Annotated in this window: 29 protein-coding genes; 17 read left to right on the forward strand and 12 right to left on the reverse strand. The window is 36.1% G+C overall.

Annotation, left to right across the window (positions count from 1 at the left end; genetic code table 11):
• Positions 1-120 precede the first annotated feature (120 nt).
• A complete protein-coding gene (locus tag B1NLA3E_RS05965; RefSeq protein ID WP_041580342.1) occupies positions 121-1,167 on the forward strand; it encodes a YkvI family membrane protein in 1,047 nt (348 codons plus the stop codon).
• Positions 1,168-1,224: 57 nt separating this feature from the next.
• On the opposite strand, the gene B1NLA3E_RS05970 is transcribed toward B1NLA3E_RS05965, so the two are convergent.
• Together B1NLA3E_RS05970 and B1NLA3E_RS05975 are read right to left on the reverse strand one after the other, a co-directional pair.
• Positions 1,225-1,791, reverse strand: coding sequence for a CPBP family intramembrane glutamic endopeptidase (locus tag B1NLA3E_RS05970; RefSeq protein WP_236619611.1), 567 nt, complete (start codon positions 1,789-1,791; stop codon positions 1,225-1,227).
• Between the two features lie 213 nt (positions 1,792-2,004).
• Positions 2,005-2,193: a YkvS family protein gene (locus tag B1NLA3E_RS05975; RefSeq protein WP_015592937.1), complete on the reverse strand. Its 189-nt coding sequence runs from the start codon at positions 2,191-2,193 to the stop codon at positions 2,005-2,007.
• A gap of 297 nt (positions 2,194-2,490) precedes the next feature.
• Between B1NLA3E_RS05975 and B1NLA3E_RS05980 the strand changes: the two genes are divergently transcribed.
• The 7 genes from B1NLA3E_RS05980 to B1NLA3E_RS25195 all read left to right on the forward strand — a co-directional run bounded on the left by B1NLA3E_RS05980 (position 2,491) and on the right by B1NLA3E_RS25195 (position 7,222).
• A complete protein-coding gene (locus B1NLA3E_RS05980) occupies positions 2,491-2,694 on the forward strand; it encodes a hypothetical protein (RefSeq protein ID WP_328285164.1) in 204 nt (67 codons plus the stop codon).
• A 132-nt stretch (positions 2,695-2,826) separates the two neighbouring features.
• Entirely contained in the window at positions 2,827-2,994 is a 168-nt protein-coding gene (locus B1NLA3E_RS23700) for an aspartyl-phosphate phosphatase Spo0E family protein (protein WP_083935059.1), read from the forward strand.
• Between the two features lie 448 nt (positions 2,995-3,442).
• Entirely contained in the window at positions 3,443-3,709 is a 267-nt protein-coding gene (locus tag B1NLA3E_RS05985) for a phosphocarrier protein HPr (RefSeq protein WP_015592939.1), read from the forward strand.
• Positions 3,709-5,424 (forward strand): phosphoenolpyruvate--protein phosphotransferase, encoded by a 1,716-nt coding sequence (ptsP, locus tag B1NLA3E_RS05990; protein WP_015592940.1) that lies wholly within the window; start codon positions 3,709-3,711, stop codon positions 5,422-5,424. The genes B1NLA3E_RS05985 and ptsP overlap by 1 nt, the downstream gene beginning before the upstream one ends.
• A gap of 104 nt (positions 5,425-5,528) precedes the next feature.
• Positions 5,529-5,990, forward strand: coding sequence for a hypothetical protein (locus B1NLA3E_RS05995; RefSeq protein WP_015592941.1), 462 nt, complete (start codon positions 5,529-5,531; stop codon positions 5,988-5,990).
• A gap of 89 nt (positions 5,991-6,079) precedes the next feature.
• Complete coding sequence (locus B1NLA3E_RS06000) at positions 6,080-6,958, forward strand: NAD(P)-dependent oxidoreductase (RefSeq protein ID WP_041580344.1); 879 nt, start codon at positions 6,080-6,082, stop codon at positions 6,956-6,958.
• 87 nt (positions 6,959-7,045) lie between these two features.
• On the forward strand, positions 7,046-7,222 hold the full coding sequence (locus B1NLA3E_RS25195; protein WP_015592943.1) for a hypothetical protein: 177 nt from the start codon (positions 7,046-7,048) through the stop codon (positions 7,220-7,222).
• 96 nt (positions 7,223-7,318) lie between these two features.
• On the opposite strand, the gene B1NLA3E_RS06005 is transcribed toward B1NLA3E_RS25195, so the two are convergent.
• Positions 7,319-8,473 (reverse strand): aminotransferase A, encoded by a 1,155-nt coding sequence (locus tag B1NLA3E_RS06005; RefSeq protein ID WP_015592944.1) that lies wholly within the window; start codon positions 8,471-8,473, stop codon positions 7,319-7,321.
• 137 nt (positions 8,474-8,610) lie between these two features.
• Between B1NLA3E_RS06005 and corA the strand changes: the two genes are divergently transcribed.
• Entirely contained in the window at positions 8,611-9,603 is a 993-nt protein-coding gene (gene corA, locus B1NLA3E_RS06010) for a magnesium/cobalt transporter CorA (RefSeq protein ID WP_041580345.1), read from the forward strand.
• A gap of 88 nt (positions 9,604-9,691) precedes the next feature.
• On the opposite strand, the gene B1NLA3E_RS06015 is transcribed toward corA, so the two are convergent.
• From B1NLA3E_RS06015 to B1NLA3E_RS06035, 5 genes are all read right to left on the reverse strand, one after another.
• Positions 9,692-9,895, reverse strand: a complete 204-nt coding sequence (locus tag B1NLA3E_RS06015; protein ID WP_041580346.1) for a hypothetical protein — start codon at positions 9,893-9,895, stop codon at positions 9,692-9,694.
• Between the two features lie 347 nt (positions 9,896-10,242).
• Entirely contained in the window at positions 10,243-10,704 is a 462-nt protein-coding gene (locus tag B1NLA3E_RS06020) for a YkyB family protein (protein WP_041580939.1), read from the reverse strand.
• 172 nt (positions 10,705-10,876) lie between these two features.
• The gene (locus B1NLA3E_RS06025; protein ID WP_041580347.1) at positions 10,877-11,113 is read right to left on the reverse strand and encodes a hypothetical protein; all 237 of its coding nucleotides are present in this window, start codon (positions 11,111-11,113) and stop codon (positions 10,877-10,879) included.
• Positions 11,114-11,215: 102 nt separating this feature from the next.
• Positions 11,216-12,091 carry a metallophosphoesterase gene (locus tag B1NLA3E_RS06030; RefSeq protein WP_015592947.1) on the reverse strand — a complete coding sequence of 292 codons (876 nt, stop codon included), beginning with the start codon at positions 12,089-12,091 and terminating at the stop codon, positions 11,216-11,218.
• A 203-nt stretch (positions 12,092-12,294) separates the two neighbouring features.
• Entirely contained in the window at positions 12,295-13,059 is a 765-nt protein-coding gene (locus B1NLA3E_RS06035) for a C39 family peptidase (protein WP_041580348.1), read from the reverse strand.
• Between the two features lie 123 nt (positions 13,060-13,182).
• Here B1NLA3E_RS06035 and B1NLA3E_RS06040 point away from each other — a divergent pair, with 123 nt between their 5' ends.
• From B1NLA3E_RS06040 to B1NLA3E_RS06055, 3 genes are all read left to right on the forward strand, one after another.
• On the forward strand, positions 13,183-14,397 hold the full coding sequence (locus tag B1NLA3E_RS06040) for an EAL domain-containing protein (protein ID WP_015592949.1): 1,215 nt from the start codon (positions 13,183-13,185) through the stop codon (positions 14,395-14,397).
• Between the two features lie 63 nt (positions 14,398-14,460).
• Complete coding sequence (locus B1NLA3E_RS06045; RefSeq protein ID WP_015592950.1) at positions 14,461-14,700, forward strand: hypothetical protein; 240 nt, start codon at positions 14,461-14,463, stop codon at positions 14,698-14,700.
• A 361-nt stretch (positions 14,701-15,061) separates the two neighbouring features.
• Entirely contained in the window at positions 15,062-15,763 is a 702-nt protein-coding gene (locus B1NLA3E_RS06055; RefSeq protein ID WP_015592952.1) for a DUF3993 domain-containing protein, read from the forward strand.
• Here the strand turns inward: B1NLA3E_RS06055 and B1NLA3E_RS06060 are convergent.
• From B1NLA3E_RS06060 to B1NLA3E_RS06075, 4 genes are all read right to left on the reverse strand, one after another.
• Positions 15,755-16,612, reverse strand: coding sequence for a DUF421 domain-containing protein (locus B1NLA3E_RS06060; protein ID WP_041580349.1), 858 nt, complete (start codon positions 16,610-16,612; stop codon positions 15,755-15,757). The two genes, B1NLA3E_RS06055 and B1NLA3E_RS06060, sit on opposite strands and share 9 nt — an antisense overlap.
• Before the next feature lie 83 nt (positions 16,613-16,695).
• Entirely contained in the window at positions 16,696-16,899 is a 204-nt protein-coding gene (locus tag B1NLA3E_RS06065) for a DUF1657 domain-containing protein (protein ID WP_015592954.1), read from the reverse strand.
• Positions 16,900-17,028: 129 nt separating this feature from the next.
• Positions 17,029-17,271, reverse strand: a complete 243-nt coding sequence (locus tag B1NLA3E_RS06070) for a glutaredoxin family protein (protein ID WP_015592955.1) — start codon at positions 17,269-17,271, stop codon at positions 17,029-17,031.
• A gap of 18 nt (positions 17,272-17,289) precedes the next feature.
• Positions 17,290-18,246 carry an MBL fold metallo-hydrolase gene (locus B1NLA3E_RS06075; protein WP_015592956.1) on the reverse strand — a complete coding sequence of 319 codons (957 nt, stop codon included), beginning with the start codon at positions 18,244-18,246 and terminating at the stop codon, positions 17,290-17,292.
• Positions 18,247-18,425: 179 nt separating this feature from the next.
• On the opposite strand from B1NLA3E_RS06075, the gene B1NLA3E_RS06080 reads away from it, so the two are divergent.
• The 5 genes from B1NLA3E_RS06080 (at position 18,426) to dapD (ending at position 22,520) form a co-directional block, all read left to right on the forward strand.
• Positions 18,426-18,662 (forward strand): YkuJ family protein, encoded by a 237-nt coding sequence (locus tag B1NLA3E_RS06080; protein WP_015592957.1) that lies wholly within the window; start codon positions 18,426-18,428, stop codon positions 18,660-18,662.
• A gap of 121 nt (positions 18,663-18,783) precedes the next feature.
• Positions 18,784-19,230, forward strand: a complete 447-nt coding sequence (gene cbpB, locus B1NLA3E_RS06085; protein ID WP_015592958.1) for a cyclic-di-AMP-binding protein CbpB — start codon at positions 18,784-18,786, stop codon at positions 19,228-19,230.
• Between the two features lie 55 nt (positions 19,231-19,285).
• Positions 19,286-20,803, forward strand: coding sequence for an MDR family MFS transporter (locus tag B1NLA3E_RS06090; RefSeq protein ID WP_015592959.1), 1,518 nt, complete (start codon positions 19,286-19,288; stop codon positions 20,801-20,803).
• Between the two features lie 54 nt (positions 20,804-20,857).
• Entirely contained in the window at positions 20,858-21,742 is an 885-nt protein-coding gene (locus B1NLA3E_RS06095) for a LysR family transcriptional regulator (RefSeq protein WP_041580350.1), read from the forward strand.
• A gap of 67 nt (positions 21,743-21,809) precedes the next feature.
• Complete coding sequence (gene dapD / locus B1NLA3E_RS06100; protein WP_015592961.1) at positions 21,810-22,520, forward strand: 2,3,4,5-tetrahydropyridine-2,6-dicarboxylate N-acetyltransferase; 711 nt, start codon at positions 21,810-21,812, stop codon at positions 22,518-22,520.
• Positions 22,521-22,522 lie beyond the last annotated feature (2 nt).

The raw sequence follows: 22,522 nt of genomic DNA on the forward strand, positions 1-22,522 counted from the left end.
GACTGGCCTTTAAGTCAGTCTCATTTAATTTTTTTTTGCTTTCCTTGGAAGGTTGTTTTAAAAAGCTCGTCTGTGATTGTCCTTCCCTTCATATACATAGATAAGAAGGGGGAACTAAACTTGAAACCAAATTGGAGTGCATCCTTTCAAATAGCAGCAGTTTATGTAGGAACAGTCGTGGGAGCTGGCTTCGCCACAGGGAAAGAAATAGTAGAGTTTTTTTCTCGATTTGGATTAATTGGATTTATAGGGATAATTGTTAGTGGTTCTTTACTCATTATTTTAGGTTCAAAATTAATGATATTAGCAGCACGGGTTGGAGCTACTTCGTATCAAGAGTTTAATGAATTCTTATTTGGGAAGCTTGTTGGAAGGATCATCAATATCCTGACTTTATTAATGCTTCTTGGCGTTTGTGCTGTTATGCTTTCCGGTGCTGGAGCCGTATTTAGTGAGCAATTGAATTTGCCTAAAACATTAGGAATTCTCATAACGATTGGTCTTTCAGTCCTCGTTCTGGTTATAGGCATGAAAGGCTTGTTTATTGTAAATACATTTGTTGTACCGATGATGATTTCATTTTGCTTTATCTTAATGTTCATTTCAGTGGGCTTCCCCCATTTTACTGAACAACTACTGACCATCCCCTTTTTGACGGATGGCTGGAAAGCAGTTGTGACCCCGTTTTCTTATGCTGCATTTAATTTATTGCTTGCGCAAGCAGTCCTGGTACCTGTTGCCAACGAAATTAAAGATGAACAGACAATTAAGTGGGGCGGAATTCTCGGAGGTATTGCACTGACCTTAATCCTTTTATGCAGCCATGTGGTATTAATAATGCTCCCCAATGTAGAAACATATGAGGTTCCCATGGCTGTTATTGTAAAGAACATAGCATCAAGCCTTTATTGGATATATGTTTTCATTATTTATGGAGAGATATTTACTTCGGTGATAGGGAATGTGTTTGGACTTGAACGTCAGCTTCGAAAATATATCGGTCTCTCCAGCATTGCGATTATATTTTTCATTTTTTTAAGTACTTATTTTATTAGTCTTGTTGATTATGGGACACTTCTTTCATATTTATATCCTGCTTTTGGTTATTTTAGTTTAGCTTTCATTGCCTTATTATGGATGAAACCACTAGATTCAAAAAAACCATAATAAAAATCTCTTCATAAAAATGGAAAAAGCAGCCTTTAATCCGAAAGGATTGGCTGCTTAACGAAATGGAAGAAGAACGAACAGAAATAAATCAAATACTAAATGTGAGACAATGACTAGTGGAATACTTCTCCTCCAGGCATAAAGCCAGCCCCAGAGTAATCCTGCAGTGAGTGCTGCAAACGGCAGCATAAATTGCCCAGAATAAAGATGGACTGATGAATACATAATGGCGGAAACTATAATGCTTCCTCCGGTACTGAGATAGTTAACTAGGCGTTTCTGCACAAATCCTCGCCAAAATATTTCTTCTCCTGGCACTACGATTAAAATCAATGCCAGGTATTGCCAAAACATATGTGGGCCAAACCGTTTATAAAGGGCAGAGATTTGATTTGAAACTGGAATATGTATTAGTTCAATGAACTGGTTTCCTATCCAGAATAGACCAAAGAGAAGGGCTCCAGAAACTATACCAGTGAAGAGGTATTTAAATACGGATAATTTATCATCTAATTTATCTTTAGCAACAACAAAACAAATTAGTAACAACATAGTGGCAGTGAAAAAATACCAGAAAACCACTTTGTTGTGAAAAGTAAAAAACATAAGTAAATGCGCCAAAAGAAACCCACTTATGAATCGAAAATCGAAAGCGCATTTTCTCATCTTAAGAAACCCCTTCCTGAGACCTTATTTTCTATTTTAACAAACTAATAATAAAATATGTATGTGTAAAGAGTAAAGACAAAAATTTGCGGATTGTTTGCTGAACGTTTAATAAGCTTAGAATTTACTACAAAAAAAACACCATATAAAAAGCAATGTAACTGCTTTTTATATGGCGGACTCTTTAATGATTTTATAGTTTTTATGATTGACGACAGTTCTCTGATCAAGTTCAAGGTCTAGATAATTGTCCATATAAGTTAAATCAACAATTACTGAGTTTTCATTCACTTTTTCAACGATTCCTTGTAAGCCTTCTCTAAACTCGATAACGTTTCCAACTTGTGCTCTTTTCAAATACCCTCTCTCCCTTGTCATTAATATTTTTATAAGTAACAGTTTGCACTACTTTACCAGATTCGTAAATCATTTTCAGCGATTTTATCCGTTATTTTTAGTTGTTTTTTTTAATTCGACAATATTCCTTTACCTTTCTCTGAATTTCTACATGATTCGCATGAATACTGGCTTTTTCATTACAACCCAAACTAAAAGTAGAATAGACAGAGGACCTTAAATTTAGGTACAATTATCGGATATAAGAATTGAATAGTTTTTAGAATAAAAATGATAATTTTTAAAAAAATAGGTATGGTGATTGAATTGAATGAACAGACCATTAATGAAATATTTAACAAATTAAAAAGCAAGGAACTCAATGAGTTTTTTGTTAAAAAAGAAGACTTTTTACCAGTTCGCAAAGTATTGGTTAATCGTGATGATTTTAAGCACATTCGGGGTATAGCTCTTAGGGGGGGAGATGTAATGTATCAGTATACGGATGATCCCAGAAGTTAGAAACCGTGTCTAAATAAATAATATGCAAAATTTTTGAATTTTAACAAAATATTTTGATTTATGTGACAAAATACCTATATTTCCTCCGAAACAAGTTGTACAATAATTCTAAAAGCCTAAGAGGTGACAAGCATGAATTTGTTCGATACTCAAGAGGAGCTTTTATATTTAATTGAAAATAAGCGGAGTGAAATGGTGTTAGTAGCGTCTAGAACAGGATTTTTAAGCCATCAGACTTTAAAAACGAGTAAAGAACTAGATGAATTGCTTAATCTACATTACCAATTATGGGGAATTTGACTATTTTGTAGTGTTATTTAATCGTAACACTACTTTATTATTATTAAGGAAATTTCTATTTAGAAATTGTAGCCGAACATGCGATTCCGATTTTTTGTATAGTTTGTGAAATAATGTACAAATGAAAGCGTTTAATAAATTGAATATTTTATATACGTGAAAATATGCACATTTTTATTGTCGAAACATGCGTAGAAATGCTATTCTTTCAATTAGAGATGTGGAATGTCAGACAACTTAAAATCATTCATTTGTTTTTATAAAAGTTATACATGAATAACAAGTTTGAGGAAAAAATAAGTAAAGTTATTGGTGTCTCAAAGTACTATTTATTTGTTTTAAAGATATTTATGGCTTTTTAGGTAAATCCTCGAATTATTTTAAGTTTAAAATTGGACGCATTTTTCATCTTCACAAAATGCAATTAGAAAAGGAGTAGGATTATACAATGGTTGAAAAACAATATAAGGTAACTGCAGATACAGGTATTCATGCTCGCCCAGCAACACTTTTAGTACAAGCTGCGGGTAAATTCAATTCAGATATTCAGCTTGAATATAAAGGCAAAAAGGTAAACTTAAAATCCATTATGGGTGTAATGTCTTTAGGAATCGGTCAAGGTGCAGAAATTAAAATCATTGCAGAGGGCAATGATGAGAAAGAAGCGGTACAAAGCTTAGAAGATACATTAAAAAAAGAAGGTCTAGCTGAATAATGAGTTCATTAATCGGAATTGCGGCGTCAAGTGGGATTGCAATCGCAAAAGCATATCGTTTGGTTGAGCCAGACCTTTCTTTCAGTAAGAAAACTGTTGAAGATTCTAATATGGAAATTGAACGTTTTCGAGCTGCAATAGCAAAAGCCAAACAAGAGCTTGAGCAAATTCGTGACCGTGCTCATCATGAATTAGGTGCTGATAAAGCAGCTATTTTTGAAGCACATCTTCTTGTGTTAAGTGACCCAGAACTTTTGAATCCGATTGAAGAAAATATTAAGACTGAAAAGATTAATGCTGAATCGGCTTTAAAAGATACTGCAGACATGTTCATCACATTATTTGAGCAAATGGATAATGAGTATATGAAAGAACGTGCAGCTGATATTCGCGATGTAACCAAGCGGGTACTTGCACATCTTTTAAAAGTGGACCTTGTTAACCCAAGTATGATTTCGGAAGAAGTTATTATTGTTGCTGAAGATTTAACACCTTCAGATACGGCTCAGTTAAATCGTAAATTTGTAAAAGGGTTTACAACGAATATTGGTGGTCGAACATCTCATTCAGCCATCATGGCACGTTCAATGGAAATTCCAGCTGTTGTTGGAGCAAAAACGGCAACTGAGGAAATTAACAACGGGGATCTAGTCATAGTTGATGGTCTAAGTGGAGAAGTTCATATTAACCCATCCGATGACGTGGTGAAGCAATTCGAGAAAAAACACGCAGATTATGAAGTGCAAAAAGCAGAGTGGGCAAAGCTTGTTAATGAAAAGACCATGACTGCAGATGGACACCATGTTGAATTAGCCGCAAATATTGGTACACCAAATGATCTAGTTGGTGTTAAAAATAACGGTGGTGAAGGTGTTGGCCTTTATCGAACAGAATTCCTTTACATGGGCAGAGATCAACTTCCTACAGAAGAAGAGCAATATACTGCTTATAAGGCTGTTTTAGAGGGTATGGAAGGAAAACCTGTCGTTGTACGTACACTTGATATCGGTGGAGATAAAGAACTCCCATACTTAAGTTTACCAAAAGAAATGAACCCATTTCTTGGTTTCCGGGCCATTCGTTTATGCCTAGAGGAACAAGGGATGTTCCGTACTCAATTAAGAGCATTATTAAGAGCAAGTACTGCCGGAAATTTAAAAATTATGTTCCCAATGATTGCGACACTTGATGAATTCCGTCAAGCAAAAGCAGTTCTGGAAGAGGAAAAGCAAAAATTAGTGAATGAGGGTATCACTGTTTCTAACACAATTGAAGTGGGAATCATGGTGGAAATTCCGTCAACAGCTATTCTTGCCGACCAATTTGCTAAAGAAGTTGATTTCTTTAGTATTGGAACAAATGATTTAATTCAGTACACTATGGCAGCGGACCGTATGAATGAACGCGTTTCCTACTTGTATCAGCCATATAGCCCATCCATTCTTCGCCTTGTGAAAATGGTTATTGATGCTTCACATAAAGAAGGTAAGTGGACAGGTATGTGTGGTGAAATGGCTGGAGACGAAATGGCGATTCCAGTCCTACTTGGTTTAGGATTAGATGAGTTTTCAATGAGTGCAACGTCGATCTTAAAAGCACGTTCACTTATAAGTCGCCTTAACAAGTCAGATATGGAAAATTTAGCAGTTGAAGTTCTACAAATGAGTACAACCTCACAATCCATTGCAGCAATTGAAAAAGCTACAGCTAAATAAGTGAAATGTTTAGAAGCCGACTAGAAGTAGTTGGCTTTTTTTTTTGAAGAAGTGTTTATACTGTAAAAAATACGGAAATGGTAGACATAAAAGGGTGATTTTGGATGAAAAACAAAGTTATTTCATGTCTACTGCTATTCTTGCTGCTTTCACAAATTACAGGGTGCACTTCTTTTTCAAATCAAATTATTGCTAACAAGTATGCAGAAGCGGTGCTGACAAAAAATAATGAGCTAGAATTTCGTTTAAAAATCAATAATCGCCTCTTACATTCTGATCAACCTTATAAAGTTAAAGTAAGTATTCACAATCATCAATTGGCGACCGCATTAGGTACAAATGAGATTATTTATGGCGAAGATATCGTTTATTCAGGAGAATATTTAGAGGCAAATGAATCAGATCAACAAGCAATTTACATTACCCCAATCACACTTAAACTGGATCTTCACCCGTTTGAAATTGAGAGAATGATAGTGGATGATCGAGCAATTTCCATTGAGGTTTTTAATGACCAACAGGTTTTAGGGAAAGCCTTTTTAACAAACTTTTCAACACAGCTTTAAACTATTAACAAAAAGAATTGTAAAATTCTCTTAAAGATAAAATACTGTTAAAATGAAAGGAGATGGAAAAAAGAGAGGAGTTTTAGATGATGTTTCAACCGACAAACACAGTAATTGGTTTTATCGGAACAGGAGTTATGGGGAATAGTATGGCAGGTCATTTATTATCTGCAGGGTATTCATTAATTATTTATACAAGATCAAAAGAAAAGGCAGAAATGTTGCTTCAAAAGGGTGCAAATTGGGCAAATACACCAAAAGAAGTAGCAGAAAAAGCCAATGTAATTTTCACAATGGTGGGCTATCCATCTGATGTGGAAGAGGTATATTTAGGAGAAGACGGGTTAATCACTAACGGAAAAGAAAATACATATTTACTTGATATGACTACTTCAACTCCCTCATTAGCTGTTAAAATTCAGCATGAGGCAAGTAAAAAGGGAATTCATGCTTTGGATGCACCAGTTTCCGGTGGAGATATTGGGGCCAAAGAAGCCCGCCTTTCGATTATGGTGGGCGGAAATGATGAAGATTTTCAAAAAGTTGAGCCTCTTCTACAATTATTAGGAACAAATATCGTCTATCAAGGCAAAGCCGGTTCAGGGCAACATACAAAAATGTGTAATCAAATTACTATTGCTTCCAATATGATTGGTGTATGTGAAGCGTTAGTTTATGCTAGAGAAGCTGGGCTTGATCCAGAGTTAGTATTAAAAAGCATTTCATCTGGGGCTGCCGGGAGTTGGTCTTTATCCAATTTAGGACCACGGATGATCGCTGGTGATTTTGCACCAGGGTTCTATATTAAACATTTTATTAAGGATATGAATATTGCTTTGCAAGAAGCTGAACAAATGGGATTAGAGGTTCCTGGTTTAGCGTTAGCTAGGTCATTATATGGAAAATTGGTTGATCAAGGAGAAGAAAATAGCGGGACTCAAGCACTTTATAAATATTGGAGCAATTAAAGTTTTTTTTACGGAAAGGTTTACCATGAATGATTATTCCCTAGAAATCGAAAATAAGAGTGAAAGATTAGAAAGGGGATATTGTTCATGGCAAAAAGAAATAAAAAGAATGATCCGCAGCAGAAAAACAAAAAAGGGTTTGATTCAGCAGTTTTAAATGAAGAGTTTGCACATGAAATGGGAAGTGCGGCAACCAACAAAATTCATAAAGATAAAGCAAAAAAAGAAAAAGCCTCAAAAAATAATGGCGAATATAAGGGATAAATAAGAAAAACAAAAGGGTCGGACTTCCTTTAGTATCAACCTAATATAGATAATTCTATATTAGGCTGTCAGAGGGTCTGACCCTTTCCAATTATTTTAAGATAGATGTTCCCTAACATACGATTCTAACCTGTTTAATCCTTCTTCAAGCGTTTCTTGTGAATATGCATAAGAAATACGGAAATATCCTTCACCAAGCTGTGAAAAAGCACTACCTGGAACAACTGCAACCTTTGATTCATGAACCAATGATAGAGCAAAATCAAAAGAATTCAGCTTAGTAGGAGGATTTTTTACAAAGAAATAAAATCCACCATCTGGTTTGATGACTTCAAGGTTCATGTTTTGAAGCCGGTTATGTACATAATCTCTTCGTTTTTGATATTCTATTTTCATTGGGAGGGCATCATTAATACCTACTGTTAGCGCTTCAAGAGCTGCCATTTGCGAAATAGAGCTTGCACAGGTAACGTTGTACTGGTGAACCTTAATAATATGTTTAGCTATCCCCTCAGGGGCAAATAGCATGCCAATTCTCCAACCAGTCATTGAATGAGATTTAGATAGTCCATTTATGACAATTGTTTTTTCCTTCGCGTATTTGGCAATCGAAGTATGGGGTCTTTCAAATGATAATTCACTATAAATTTCGTCTGCTAAAATAAATATATTTCGGTCTTTGATTAACTCGGAAATTTCTCTTAACTCCTCTTCAGTTAAACTGACCCCAGTTGGATTTGAGGGGTAGGGGAGGACAATGCACCGAGTTTTTTCAGTAATGTATGGTTCGATTAATTTAGCTGTAAATCTAAATTGATTTTTCCGAATATCAGCGAATACAGGAGTAGCCTCACATAAGCGGATAATCGGTTCATAACCTGGATAGACAGGTCCTGGTAAAATGACTTCAGTTCCCTTATCTAAAATGGTTCGGAAGGCGACATCGATTGCTTCGCTTGCGCCGGTAGTGATTATTACTTCTGTTTCTGGGCTATATGAAATACCATATTTTTCTTGATAAAAATTTGCAGCTGCCTGACGTAGTTGAATGGTACCGGCATTATGAGTATAAGATGTAAAATTCTCATCAATTGCTTTTTTTGCTGCCTCTTTAACATGATTTGGCGTAGGGAAATCTGGTTGTCCAATGGTTAGCGAGATCATATCTTTCGTATCAGCAACCATATTAAAAAATTTTCTGATTCCTGATATTTCAATTTCTTTTACGTTTCTGTTGATTAATTGATCCAAAATTTTTCATCCTTCCGATAAGGTTATTCACTATTTTACCATGTTCCCAGAAATCGATGTCTATTAAATACAATATAATAAAAGTAGCACAAAAGTGGAAGAATGGGATATATTTGAAAAGGGATGGGGGTGTCACCGTGATTCGAACATGTGCAATAAAAGATGATAACATAATTTACGATATTCCCATAACAGAAATTAAGCAAACAGACATAAAATGGTTTTGGGTAGATTTTGTTAATCCAACAGATCAAGAGGCCAGTTTATTGAAAAGTTTTTTTAAATTTCATCCTTTGGCAATAGAAGATTGCTTAGATGAATTCACCCAACGCCCGAAGCTTGATTTTTACGAAAACTACATTTTTATAGTAGCCCATGCTATCAATCAAGAATCCCTTAAACCGTACGAGGTAGATTTGTTTGTTGGGGACCAATTTATTGTGACCTACCAAGAAAGACCTGTTCGTGACTTGAATAATTTATGGGATCGTATGAAAAAAGATAAAAGTCTCATGCAGGGACCATTTTTTATTATGCATGCAATTATAGATCGGCTTGTTGATGATTATTTTGCACCCGTTTATCAGATAGAGGAGCTGCTAAATTCGATTGAAGATAATTCTAATCAAGAGAGTGTCCAAGTGCTAATCAAAAAATTATTCGATATTCGTTCTGACTTATCTAAGCTCAGAAGAACGATCCTGCCGATGAGCGATTTACTCTATAGAATAATCCATTCAGAACGATTAAATCATTTGAAGGAACAAAAACTATATTTTTATGATGTTCAAGACCATTTATTAAGACTAGTCGAAATGTTAGAATCATATCGTGATTTTTCTTCAGATATTCGCGATAGCTATTTGTCGGTGAATTCTAATACAATGAACAGTATCATGATGACGTTAACCGTTATTACGACGATTTTTATGCCTCTCACGTTTATAGTAGGGGTTTATGGGATGAATTTTGTACATATGCCTGAGCTCCAATGGAAGTATGGTTATTTTATTATTTTAGGTCTAATGGGTTTAGTAGCCCTTCTTATGTTTTATTATTTCCGTTCTAAAGGTTGGTTTACCATTGGAAAAGTGAACGAACGTAAAAAGAGAAAAATAAATTTAAAATAAAAACCTCTTGGAGAAATCCAAGAGGTTCAATGGTTTCTTATTTATTGTGTAGCTTCAGCCTCTGAGGAGCCACTTCCATTCCGTTTTCTTAGTAACCGTATGCCCAGTCAACTTCTTCTGCATGCCAAAACACTGGAGAAATTGCTCCAAAATCCACCATTTTGTTTTCCACTTGGCAATTGCAGTGTTCGCACCCGCATTGTTCCTTAAGAGTTTCATAAACTATGTGATCAACGTTTTCAATAATTGTGACTTTTTGATTCGGTTGAAATAGGATGGCTGTTCCTTTCATCAAATATCTCTCCTTGTTAATGTATTGAACATAAACGATATGTGAACATGACATTATCAACTCACTTGGAAAATTGTTCCGATTTCCTCTTTATGCTTGTATTGTATTCCTGTTTGTTAGAAAGGTCTAGGTGGTAGTGGCAACGTTCACAAAACTATCGATAATTGTTAAAAAAATCACAGAAATAGTATCAAGATGTTGCTAAATAGTGAAAACGACCAATTACATTAAGATAAAAAAACGGGCGAACAGGACATAGGTCCATTGTTTCACCCGTTTTTTTGGAAATCCCTTTAATGTAAAAGCTTGTCCAAAACGATTATGCCTGAAAGAAAGATGATAAGATTTTAAAAATAACTTTCGCCTAGTCTTTTAAATTGAGGTTTTTGATTTTGCCGAGGCTTATTTTTTTCCGGACCTTCATTCTCACGTATACCGGTGTATGATTGTAATAATTGTTTGGCAACGGTTAATGGAAGTCTTGTTTTCGGATTCTTAACTTGGTCATCTAACTTTCCTAAGTGGGGGAGATGGGTGAAATCTTCTTTTGATGGGGGAATATGAAAAGAATAATTTCCACTTACAACTAACACATCAGATTGCTGTTGACTAAGCCTTGGGTTTGCTGAAAAATGAAGGCCAACTTTTTTTGCCTTTCCTTCACGGAGCATCTTCTTTAAAGCTTCATGTTTTAACTTATACAAATACTTTGGGTTTGGGGCTGTTTTTGCATGCCGATTAACAATGAAGATCGCTTGCGAGAGGTTTTCAACTGTCGGTATCAGTTTTTGAGGGTTAATACTTCCCAGGGTCAATGTAATAATCTCCTTTCAAAGAGTATATCTTATTATAACCTTTTTATAGGTCAAAGGGAATGCCATTTCATTTGACCTATAAAAAAGGAAGCAGCTAATGCTTCCTTTTGGGTAAATGGTTGGAAATAAACAGAAAAATAAATCGGAACCTCTATCTTAAATCCTTTTAATATGGTCGTATTGGACCGGGGTATCCACCATATCCATAGGGACTTGGAAATGGTGGATAGGCCGGATAAGGTGGATATGGCGGTGGATAATAGGGACGATTAAATAAAAAAGGACTAGCAGCTAATCCTAAAACAGAACCTGCGACGAACGGAAGTAATCCGAAACCGAAAAAACGTTCATCTTGATAGTGCTGTACTGCACCACGTGGATAGTAGGCATAATCATAATTCACTTAGTTTTCCTCCTCAGCGAAACTTGGCTTTTCATGTTATTGTATGGCAACCATCTATGAATGAGCCTGTCAGAGGAGGTTGAGTTCTTAAGAAAGAGTCAATTAACCTTTGGCCGCTAACTGAAATATAGTTAATTCAGGATGTGATAAAAAGCGAAAAGGAAGCCTGGTTGTCCCTATCCCCCTATTTACATATAGGGTTAATTTTTGAGATTGATTTTTAATTTCGTAAAAGCCTTCAGTGTATTTCTCAGCAAAAGGTGGCGTGACCAATGCACCAAAAAATGGGATTTTGATTTGACCTCCATGGCTATGTCCACTTAATTGTAATTCAATCCCATAAGAAAGAGCTTGATCAGCTAAATCTGGTGCATGGCTTAATAATATTTTATAAGAATAATCTGGAATATCTGCTAGAGCTTGTTCAAGATTTGGTTTGCCAAGCATGGCATCATCTAAGCCAATAATATAGATCAAACTTCCATCTAATAGCTTGACTGCTCTATAATCATTTTGGAGTATTGTAAAACCGGATTGACTCATTATTGATTGGAAAATATCGGAGCCATAACCACCATGATCATGATTTCCATATACACAAAATTTTCCTAAGGGGGCTTTTAAACTGCTCAAAAGAGGTGTGATCTTTGATTGATGTTCATACTGATTAGGTGCATCCATCAAATCTCCAGTAAAGAAAATGATATCTGGTGCGATAGCGTCTATTTTTGAGATTAATTTTTCAAGCTGATTAAGATTATATTGGAATCCAAGATGGGTATCGCTAAATTGAACTATTTTACAGCCATCAAACCCAACAGGAATATGAGGGTGTTCAATCATATGCTCTGTTATTTTCAGCATCCGTGTTTCTATATCTCGAGCATAATAATAGATGCCAGTACCTGACCCCAATGTAATCATTCCAAACTGTAGAAACCTCTTTAAGAAAAATCTTCTAGAAACCTTTTTAAGCATAATAATACTCCCATTCGGATTCGATATTCATATTTATTTCAGGAATAAAATGAATCGAGATAGAGGTTATTTACATGATTGCCGTCAATTAATATATACTTGTCAACTGTAAACAATATGTATGAAAAACAAACATCGGACTGTTGAAAGGTAGCTTTTCTATAAATAAAAAACCTCACTAAAAAAGTGAGGTGAAATAAAGATTAATGGTAACTTATCGCCCTGGATTTAAGGGCTAGCCATGATGTATGGAATTGTTGCTTATCAACTGCATGCTGTTTTTTTCCTGCCAAGGGGTCATTTATATACACGAATTTTTCATCAAAGCCTACTAATACGACTGCATGCAAATCAAGCGGCGTGTGAATGATTTGATTGCCGTGTAACCAAGACTCTGGGCGATCTGGCAGACGGAAATCACCAGTGGTCCAAACAACAACGGGATACCCATGTGCAACATGCTTTAAAACCTCATCAAAGCTCTGATTGGTTAAATTCACAGCCCTGTCGGGTAAGTAGTCATTGACCAAGTCTTCCATGGGTTGGTCAAATACGGCATAACCAGCAGTTTTTCCAGTCATATCCCCCACAAAGCCATCGTTAGGATTCCCCCATCTTATGATGTCACCTGACCTTGATCTTTGAATAGCATCAGGATCTTTCTTGATTTTAGAAAATAGCTCCATTTTATTTGTATTAACACCAGCAAATTGAAGCATCATCGTCAGACTGGTGACCTCACAGCCATATTTTAATTCAGGATTTTGCTTAATTAATGGGACATCCAAAAGGAATTTTTTTGCTTGATTTGAGGATGAATTATTGACCTGAGTTGACGGGATAATTGGACTTTGAGCTATTGGTTTAAATTTGGTAGCTATTCCGTTGTCATGAGATGATTCGGCGAAATTTGCATGACTGTACCCGAGCAACGGTAAAAGGATGACCACAAAACATGTTTTTCGCATTTTGATATCTTCCTTTCGATTTCCGGCTCTATATTATATTTTGATTTTCAATCTGCTTTTATGATGGTATTATGTTGCCAACGAAGTTTTATAATAAAAGGTTTTTTTTGGAGGTTTAAGTGAATGGACGCATTGGATATCATAACTGATTTAGATAATGTTATCCCTTTTTTTCAACCGATATTCAGTGCAGACGAGCATCGTGTAATTGGCTACGAAATTTTGGGGAGATATAGAGGAAAGACAGAGATAGAGTCTTTAGGTCCTTTTTTTCTTGATGATCAAATACCTGACGAATATCGACTTGAAGTGGATAATACGGTTTTGACAAAGGCTTTAGAAATGGCAGTTGATCTGGAAAAGGACGTCTTGTTATTTATCAATCGCGATGCAAATATCCTCATGCATGATCATGGGGAACAATTTTTACAGCTGCTAATGCAATACCAGGAAAAAGGAATTTCAATGAATCGGATCGTCTTAGAGATTTCCGAGCGTAATTATAAAGGTCCATTTGATCATTTAGATCATTTGTTAAACTATTATCGGACATATGGAATGAAATTGGCAATAGATAAGGTAGCGAACGATAGTAGCCATTTAGATCGAATCGGTGAACTAGCACCTGATATCATAAAAGTGGATTTACAAGCATTAAGATCAACCGGGACAGGTCCTGCATTTCAGGATGTTTTATATTCGTTATCTCTCTTGGCTCGTAAAATAGGGGCAACCCTTTTATTTGAAAACGTTGAAATGGTATTTCAGCTTCAGTTTGCCTGGAAGAACGGTGGTCGTTATTATCAAGGCTTTTATTTATGTAGACCATGTGATCATTTTGTTGAAAGAGATATGCTGAAAGACCGACTAAAAGATGAGTGCCACACCTTTATTGCGAATGAAAAGAGAAAATTAGAATCCCTCTATGCTATTACTGAAAACTTTCAGGTGAGGATGCAGGAGTTTATCAATAAAAATCGGAAAGTTCTCGATTATGAAGAACTTTTAAAGACTTTAGTCAAGATGATGGATCACATTGCTTTTCGAATTTATATATGTGATGAAGATGGATTTCAAAAAACTCCCAATTTCTTTTTTGAAAATGAGGAATGGAAAGTACAAAATGAATACCTCAATAAAAATTGGAGCTGGCGACCTTATTTTTTGGAGAATATTATTAAAATGAGATATGAAAGAAAAGGGATTCTGTCCGATTTATATAGTGATATAGAAACTGGTGAAACAATCCGCACCTTTTCTTATCCAGTCAACGCTAATGATTATGTATTTATTGACTTATCATATAGCTTTTTGTATCAGCATGAAGGACTCATCTAAAATAGATCATGTATAAAAAACGGTGCTACGCGGAATTTTAATTTTAAAGAGGTGAAAGCGTGCATGAGTTCTTATACAACGATCCTATTAGGGTTGGCAATGGCCATATTAGCCTTGTCATTCATCTATACACTGATTTTAGCGAAGGGACAAAAGGTGTTAAAAAGTGAGCTTGATACCAAAATTCCACATCAAGTCCAAAATCATGCCTATTTCAGAAATCCTATTTTCTTGACTTACGCGATATTTTTTGTCCTGATTATTCTTATTGTCATCTTTTTTGCCCAAACAAGTAATTGGTAATTGGCCTCGTTTAATGGGGCCTTTTTTTATTTCAAGGCTATGTTAAAGCTCAATGTTGATTTCTTCACAATGTTGATTGGAGTGGAAGGCACGAAGACTCCTGCGGGAGCAGCGGGACAGGTGAGACCCCACAGGCGCATAAGCGCCGAGGAGGCTCACCGCCCGCCCCTAAGGTGCGCGAGTGCCTGGAACGGAAATCAACACTTTAGTTTAACGGAGCCTATTTCAAAAATCGCCGGATTTTGCGCTATTTTCAAAAAATAATGTCAAAAAATGATGAAAATTAACGAACGATTGTTTCGAGAAAAAGGAATAATCAAGGTAAAATATTTATACATAGTAAAATTGGAGGAGGCAGGAAATGAGTAAATATATTCGAAAGGCTGTTTTTTTAGCTACTGTTCTTTTATTGCTCCCAGTACATGCTTATGCCAGTGGAAATTTCAATGATCGTGCACAAGCTCTTGATTTTTTACAAGAAGCCTTTAAAGCCCAAGTTAAATTAAGTGAAAAAGAGCGAAATTATCTAGAAATAGAAAAAATATTGACTCCTTATTTCTCGCAAGAATACATGAAAATGTTTTTAAATGAGAATTTGGTTGGTACTGATGGAAAATATATAACACTAGGATCAGATTTTGCACTTTATTACATCCCATTTTTTAAACTTACTGAGAAAACAAAAATTGTTCCTTATCAGCACAAAATGTATGTTTATGAATTTTTCCCTAGTAATGAAGAGGGACCGGTAAGCTATGATAGTCATTATGAAGGGATTCTTCTTGAACAATTTAATGGGCGATGGAAGGTGTCTGGAACCATCTATGACAAAATTCCTGAACAGGTGATCAATCTTGGAAAACAAACACAGAAAGAAACCCTCAGTTCAGAAAAAAAAGGTCACATCCTTCCACATTTTCTCTTTAATCGTATAATCAAAAAAAGTTCACTCGACATTTTTTCGCAAAGATTGAGTATTCCTTTGAAGAACGAAAATGATATGAACCATCAGTGGGAGAATTTTGGTGCCCCCATTGACGGTAGTTTCACATCATCATTTTAAGTAGGGTTGCAGGGTAGTAATTAATTTTTGAAGTAACTGAGCGTTTTTTACATACATTTGTTTGCCTGTTTCTGAGTTTGTCGCTAATGCAAATGATTCCATGTCTGCTTGACATTTTTTAATCATCGCCAATAAAAGTGGACGTTGTTGAGGAGAAGGGACTTTTAATTGATCATCGTAGACATCTATGGTTAAGTCTCCATAAGAATCAACTTGGGCAAAAAATACATTATCGAGTGTTACGCCGAGCTTGTCTAACTCAATTGTTAACCAGCCCCGATTTTTACCACTAGCTGAAAGGGCATTATCAATAATTTTTCCATCCATGATAACAGTTTGGGGTTCTTTTTCACTAGCAACTTTAATATTAAGATCCTTTGCTGAAAGAGGTCTATTCTCCTTTTTAAGGAGAACACTGAGATCCCCATTTGCTTCAAGGACCGCGAATTCAACTTCTGAAGCGTTAAAAACATTTTTTCCTCGCAGTAAGGAACCTAAATCATCAAGTGAATATTTCTCTTTTTTTAGATTATCTTCCAATATTTTGCCGTCCTTAATAAATACGCTTCCCTTTCCATCAACGATATCCCTAAACCTTTTGCTTTTAATAGTAATAAAATCAACTGTATAGGTTATTAAGCCAAAAATAAATATGGCAATTATGCCGTGATATATACTACGGTCAAGCCCCATGATAACTTCGCCGGCTATGCTCCCAATCGTAATTCCAGAAACATATTCAAAAAATGTGATTTCGGAGATCTGTTTTTTTCCTAATATTCTTGTGATAATAATTAAGAGAGCAATAAATACAAATGAACGACCAATAATTAGTACCCATTCTGGCATGGTAGTCACCTCAATTTAAGTTGTAAAATAATGAAAAAGGCTGACTCATTCCTTAATTTTTCGAGTCAGCCTCGATCAGAAATCTATTGTTTATATTGCGGTTCTTCGTCTTGGATTTCCTGAAGGCGTGGCTCAATGCTATCAATAATGGATTGGGTTTGTTTTGCTGCATCTTGATATAATTGCTTTGCCCCCTTATTCTCTGTTCCTAAAGCAAATGTTTCAAAGCTTGCTTGAGCGCTTTTTAGGCTAGCAATTGTTGTCATTACTTGAGTTCCTACAGTCATTTCGTGAATTCCCTCTTTCGAATTTTTAATTTGCTTACAAAGTGTATTTTTTCAAATTTCGGTAGACTTATGTAAAATAATATTGGTAATTATTTGGATAAATAAAAAAGACTGCCTCTAAAAATAGAGTCAGTCTTCTTTAATGTTAAGTAAGTCTTTAAGTTCCTTTAGGTCAAATCCACGAATAACGTGATCTTCGATGACAACCGTTGGGGTAGAATATGATTCGTATTTGTTAATTAGTTCATTACGAGCCTGTTTATCGACTTTAATATTTTTTTCTGTGTATAAAAAGCCGTATTCCTTAAGAAATTTTTTAGTAACTTCACAAGGGGGACAATCTGGTTGGGAATACAAAATAATTTTACTCAAAAGGGTTCCTCCAAAATATTATTTCCTTGCTTGCCGTTCGAGGTAATCGATTAATCCCATTGAACAAACATTTATGTCTATAGTAAGGACTTCATATACTGGGTGATCCGAGGATATCCCATTTGAAGTTAAGTATTCGGATATTTTCTGGGAAAGTATTTGCTCGGTTAATTGAACTCGATCATTGAATTGAGTATGTTCTTGGAATGCAAGCCGTGCTGCGTCTATGAAAATATTTAACCACAACCTAACTTGTCTGTAAACTTCCTGTGGAGACCGAGACATTCCAAAATGACCAAAGTAAATGGAGTCTAAGTTCATATTTTCAAACATAGAAATGGAATTACGCATTTTGTCTGGATCAAATTGATTAGGAGAAGTTGAAGGTAAATATAGTTCAATACCATCACGATAAAGTTGTGGATAAAAAACTCCAACTGTATCTCCACTAAACATCCCATTGACATTTGGGTAATAAATACTGAGATGATGATTTGCATGGCCAGGTGTATCAAAAAATCTAAGTGTACACTTTGGACTAATTTTTAGTTTGCTTTGATCATGCATGCTGATAAGTCGGTCTGAAGGAATGGGAAGAATCGGATCAAATAGTTCAGAGAATTTCTCACCATATACAGCTTGCGCACCGGCAATCAGTCTTGAAGGGTCGGCAAGGTGTCTTTCCCCTTTTGGATGAACAATGACTTTTGCATTTGGGCAGTGTTCAAGCATAAGCCCGGCGCCCCCGGCATGGTCCAAATGAATATGGGTAACGATAATATACTTGATATCTATGGGCGATATTTGTAAATCTTTTAACCCTTGAAGCAAATAGGGAATTGATGGACTAGCGGAGGTTTCGATGATGGTTAATTCTTCTTCGACTAAAACGTACGTTCCTGTTCGATCAGGCTGTTTTAAATCATAATCGTCAATCAGGTAAAAATTCTCCCCTAATTTTACTGGTTTTGACAAAAAATCACTTCCTTTTTAACCTTTTACTTGTACATTGTCTCTCATTATTTTATTCTGTTAATATTGGCAAGTAAAGAAAAAAGTATTGAATTTTCTGAATTTTATCCTTTTGGATAGAATACTGCCATCTGAGAAAACTAATAGTAAATGTTTGTTTTCGTAGAAAGGAGAGGGTACATGTGTCACAGCTACAAGGAATTTTAACTCGGTTAAAAAACCTCCAAGATCAAGCTAATGGAGGGGAACCAGCACAACGCTTTTTTGAGGTGAATGGCGAAAGAAAATGCCAGGTTACATACAATCCAAAAACAGCTACCTATGAATTAGAAGTATACAATGAAAAAGAGAAGCCGAAACGATATCAGTTTGATAACGTTGATATGATTGCTATTGAAATTTTTGACTTGATTCAATAAAAAGAAAAAGGAGCCGAAAAGGTTCCTTTTTCTTTTTAATTTCAGACTCCTAAAAAAGCAAGTAGGGGAAAACTATGTTAAAATGAGAAAGATTTAAATCAAAAATGGGGAGTTTTCGGAGATGATAAGACTTCAAGGTGGGGGATTTTCAGAGTACACAGTGAAAGATTTGATGATACCTTCTGAACGGGTTGCTCATGTACAAATCGGAAATAATCTGGAACATGCATTATTAGTCTTAACTAAAAGTGGCTATTCAGCTATTCCAGTTTTAGATCCTACCTACAAGTTACATGGATTAATCAGTACACCAATTATTATGGAGGCAATTCTAGGTCTAGAACGCATTGAGTTTGAAAAGTTAGAGCAGATACGGGTTGAAGAAATCATGATTAAAGACACACCAACATTGACTATTGAATCTTCCCCTCAATCAAGTTTATCTCTTTTAGTGGATCATCCCTTTTTATGTGTTGAGGATGGCCATGGCGTCTTTGAAGGAATTTTAACGAGAAGAGCAGTGCTTCTACAACTAAATAAATTTGTACAAATAATTAGTAAAAAATAGCTCCTGATTTGGAGCTTGTTTTTTCTGCGAAAAAACTTGAGATGGAGGTGAGTCAATGGAAGATGCCTACAAGGAGCAATGGGCAAAAAAGACGGTGCAAAAGCAAACGAAACGTCCACTTGTCTTAGCTGCTATTATGTTGGCGATGTTTATGGGGGCAATTGAAGCAACGATTGTTTCTACTGCGATGCCCGATATCGTCTCTGATTTAGGTGGCTTTTCATTGTATAGCTGGGTGTTTTCGGGGTATTTGCTAATGAATTCTGTAACCGTACTTATTTACGGAAAATTATCAGATTTATTTGGTAGAAAACCGATTTTGACATTCGGTATCATTTTCTTTTTAATCGGCTCGATTCTTTGTGGTTTTGCCAATTCTATGAAAATGCTCATATTATTTCGCTTTATTCAAGGTTTTGGTGCAGGAGCAGTCATGCCGATTGCCACTACCATTGTTGGAGATATTTATTCAACAGAGGAAAGAGCAAAGGTTCAAGGTTACCTTGCAAGTGTATGGGGGATTTCAGCCGTCTCGGGTCCAGTACTAGGTGGATTTCTCGTTCAATTTGTAAGTTGGAGGTTTGTGTTTTGGATAAATATTCCGCTAGGGCTTTTGTCCTTAGTTGGTCTTTGGATGTTTCTTCATGAAAAAATTGAGAAGAGGAAGCGGGAAATTGACTACTTTGGTGCTGGTTTATTATCCATCGCAATTTTCACTTTAATGATTGTTTTGGTACAGGGAGGGACGAACTGGAAGTGGTCCTCCATGCCCGCTATTAGTTTTTTCGGTGTAAGTATGTTAGCAATTCTTTTGTTTGTTTGGCAGGAAAAGCGATCAGCAGAACCGGTGATGCCATTTTCAATCTGGAAGGAACGCTCAATTTTAATCGCCAACGTGGCTTCGTTAATCACAGGAGTTATGTTAATTGGTATATCAAGCTTTCTGCCTGCTTTTGTACAAGGGGTTATGGAGCAATCTCCAATCGTTGCTGGATTTACCCTAACAACTATGTCTATCGGGTGGCCAATTGCTTCAACAGCTTCTGGAAAACTTATGATAAAGTACGGCTTTAGGAACACCTCGATTATCGGTGGAGTATCTCTTATTCTTGGCAGCATTATGTTTATTGCGTTAACTCCTGAGCTCGGACCACTCTGGGCTGCTGTAGGTTCATTTTTTATTGGGATTGGAATGGGGTTAACAAGTACGGCTTTTATTGTCTTGATCCAAAGTACAGTGGGCTGGGAGCAACGTGGAATTGCCACAGCAGCGAATATGTTTATGAGAAATCTGGGGAATACCGTAGGAGCAGCATTACTTGGTGGGATATTAAACAGTCAACTATATGCTCATTTAAAAAGCTCACCAGCAACTGAAAAGATGACAATTGATTCAGTCAATATTTTATTGAATGAAAATGAAAGAAACCATTTGTCCCTGAAAGTTAGGCTCATTCTCCAGGAAGGTTTGACTTCCGCACTTCACTCGGTCTATTTAGTTGTTTTTCTATTAGCTACTTCTAGTTTTATTTTGGTTATGTTCCTACCTAAGAAAGCAACAGCTAATGAATAGAATAAATTTAGCTAAATGATAATCATAAAACATTTATTAAAGGGGTAAAATAGCTTGTCTTCTTTATCAGAATTCCACTTTCTTTCCGTCTTAGCCCAAGAAATGAATATGAGAAAGGCTGCTGAGCGTTTATTTGTGTCACAGCCTGCATTATCTCAACGGCTCCAAACAATAGAAAAAGAGTGGGGAACAAGGTTGTTCATTCGCTCTCAAAAAGGACTCACGCTTACCCCAGCTGGTGAAATCGTGATAACATTTGTAAATGAGGTACTTGATAAAGAGGACAATGTCCGGGAATCAATTCATGCACTAAATTCTAAAGTTCATGGGACGTTAAAAATTGCTGTAGCATCTATTGTCGGCCAAAATTGGCTTCCACAGGTGCTGAAAAAGTTTGTGAATCGATATCCACAAGCAAAAATATCCTTGATTACCGGTTGGAGTAGTGAAATATTAAAGTCAATATATGAAGGTCAAGTTCATATCGGTATTATTCGTGGTACACCTGATTGGAAAGGCATCAAGATGCATTTATTTGAAGATAACCTCTTCTTAGTAGATACAGAAATAACCCAACCTGAACAAGTATTGGAAACGGATCGTCCATTTATTCAGTTTAAGAGTGATTCGAATTATTACCAGGAAATCCATAATTGGTGGCATCGACAATTTCAAACAGTTCCAAAAAGGACTGTGGTGGTCGACCAGATTGAAACTTGCAAGCAAATGGCCTTTAATGGGATTGGCTACACCATTTTGCCGGGGATTACCTTGAAAAATTCCGAAAAAGATATTTTTAAGATTCCCCTGATGAATGAGAATGGCGAGCCCTTAAAAAGGGATACTTGGCTATTAGGATATGAATCAGCTTTTAAGCTTAAGCAAGTACAAGTCTTTGTTGAACTCATTCAAGAGCATTTATTAGAATCAAAGCAGTAGTGTTTTCTTGTCTTCAAAACAATTGTCTGATAAATTATTTTTATATGTACATAAAGGAGGAACATTCATGAAAATGATGGATGCAAACGAAATAATTTCATTTATTCAAAACAGTAAAAAATCGACCCCGGTAAAGGTTTATCTAAAAGGGGATTTAGACGATATTAATTTTGGTGAAAATGCTAGAACCTTCATCAATGGAAACTCTGGTGTTGTATTTGGGGAATGGTCCGAAATCAATGAGGTTATCGAGTCTAACCAAGCAAAAATAGAAGATTATATTGTTGAAGATGACCGTAGGAATTCTGCTATACCACTGTTAAATACGAAAAATATTAAAGCGAGAATTGAGCCAGGTGCGATTATCCGTGATCACGTGGAAATTGGTGATAATGCCGTGATTATGATGGGTGCTGTTATTAACATTGGAGCGGTCATCGGAGAAGAATCAATGATTGATATGAACGCTGTGTTAGGCGGACGCGCGACTGTCGGGAAAAAGTGTCATGTTGGTGCAGGTGCCGTTCTGGCGGGGGTAATTGAGCCACCATCAGCTCAACCGGTTATATTGGAAGATAATGTTCTTATCGGTGCAAACGCCGTTGTATTAGAAGGTGTGCGTATTGGTGAGGGTGCAGTTGTGGCTGCAGGAGCGGTTGTTATTGAGGATGTTGCACCACATACAGTGGTTGCTGGTACCCCTGCTCGTGAAATCAAGAAAATTGATGAAAAAACAAAATCAAAAACGGAAATTATTCAAGGGCTTCGTCAACTATAAAG

The organism is Bacillus sp. 1NLA3E (assembly GCF_000242895.2).
Taxonomy (GTDB): Bacteria; Bacillota; Bacilli; order Bacillales; family Cytobacillaceae; genus Bacillus_BU.

Bases quoted from the DNA above. Each gene is read 5' to 3' on its own strand.
- B1NLA3E_RS06015 (WP_041580346.1), bottom strand. From the start codon at position 9,895: ATGAAAGGAACAGCCATCCTATTTCAACCGAATCAAAAAGTCACAATT.
- ptsP (WP_015592940.1), top strand. From the start codon at position 3,709: ATGAGTTCATTAATCGGAATTGCGGCGTCAAGTGGGATTGCAATCGCA.
- B1NLA3E_RS06045 (WP_015592950.1), top strand. From the start codon at position 14,461: ATGAGTTCTTATACAACGATCCTATTAGGGTTGGCAATGGCCATATTA.
- cbpB (WP_015592958.1), top strand. From the start codon at position 18,784: ATGATAAGACTTCAAGGTGGGGGATTTTCAGAGTACACAGTGAAAGAT.
- B1NLA3E_RS05995 (WP_015592941.1), top strand. From the start codon at position 5,529: ATGAAAAACAAAGTTATTTCATGTCTACTGCTATTCTTGCTGCTTTCA.
- B1NLA3E_RS05985 (WP_015592939.1), top strand. From the start codon at position 3,443: ATGGTTGAAAAACAATATAAGGTAACTGCAGATACAGGTATTCATGCT.
- B1NLA3E_RS06040 (WP_015592949.1), top strand. From the start codon at position 13,183: ATGGACGCATTGGATATCATAACTGATTTAGATAATGTTATCCCTTTT.
- B1NLA3E_RS06090 (WP_015592959.1), top strand. From the start codon at position 19,286: ATGGAAGATGCCTACAAGGAGCAATGGGCAAAAAAGACGGTGCAAAAG.
- B1NLA3E_RS06030 (WP_015592947.1), bottom strand. From the start codon at position 12,091: ATGCTTAAAAAGGTTTCTAGAAGATTTTTCTTAAAGAGGTTTCTACAG.
- B1NLA3E_RS06060 (WP_041580349.1), bottom strand. From the start codon at position 16,612: ATGCCAGAATGGGTACTAATTATTGGTCGTTCATTTGTATTTATTGCT.
- B1NLA3E_RS06065 (WP_015592954.1), bottom strand. From the start codon at position 16,899: ATGACTGTAGGAACTCAAGTAATGACAACAATTGCTAGCCTAAAAAGC.
- B1NLA3E_RS06000 (WP_041580344.1), top strand. From the start codon at position 6,080: ATGTTTCAACCGACAAACACAGTAATTGGTTTTATCGGAACAGGAGTT.
- dapD (WP_015592961.1), top strand. From the start codon at position 21,810: ATGAAAATGATGGATGCAAACGAAATAATTTCATTTATTCAAAACAGT.
- B1NLA3E_RS23700 (WP_083935059.1), top strand. From the start codon at position 2,827: ATGAATTTGTTCGATACTCAAGAGGAGCTTTTATATTTAATTGAAAAT.
- B1NLA3E_RS06055 (WP_015592952.1), top strand. From the start codon at position 15,062: ATGAGTAAATATATTCGAAAGGCTGTTTTTTTAGCTACTGTTCTTTTA.
- B1NLA3E_RS25195 (WP_015592943.1), top strand. From the start codon at position 7,046: ATGGCAAAAAGAAATAAAAAGAATGATCCGCAGCAGAAAAACAAAAAA.
- B1NLA3E_RS06035 (WP_041580348.1), bottom strand. From the start codon at position 13,059: ATGCGAAAAACATGTTTTGTGGTCATCCTTTTACCGTTGCTCGGGTAC.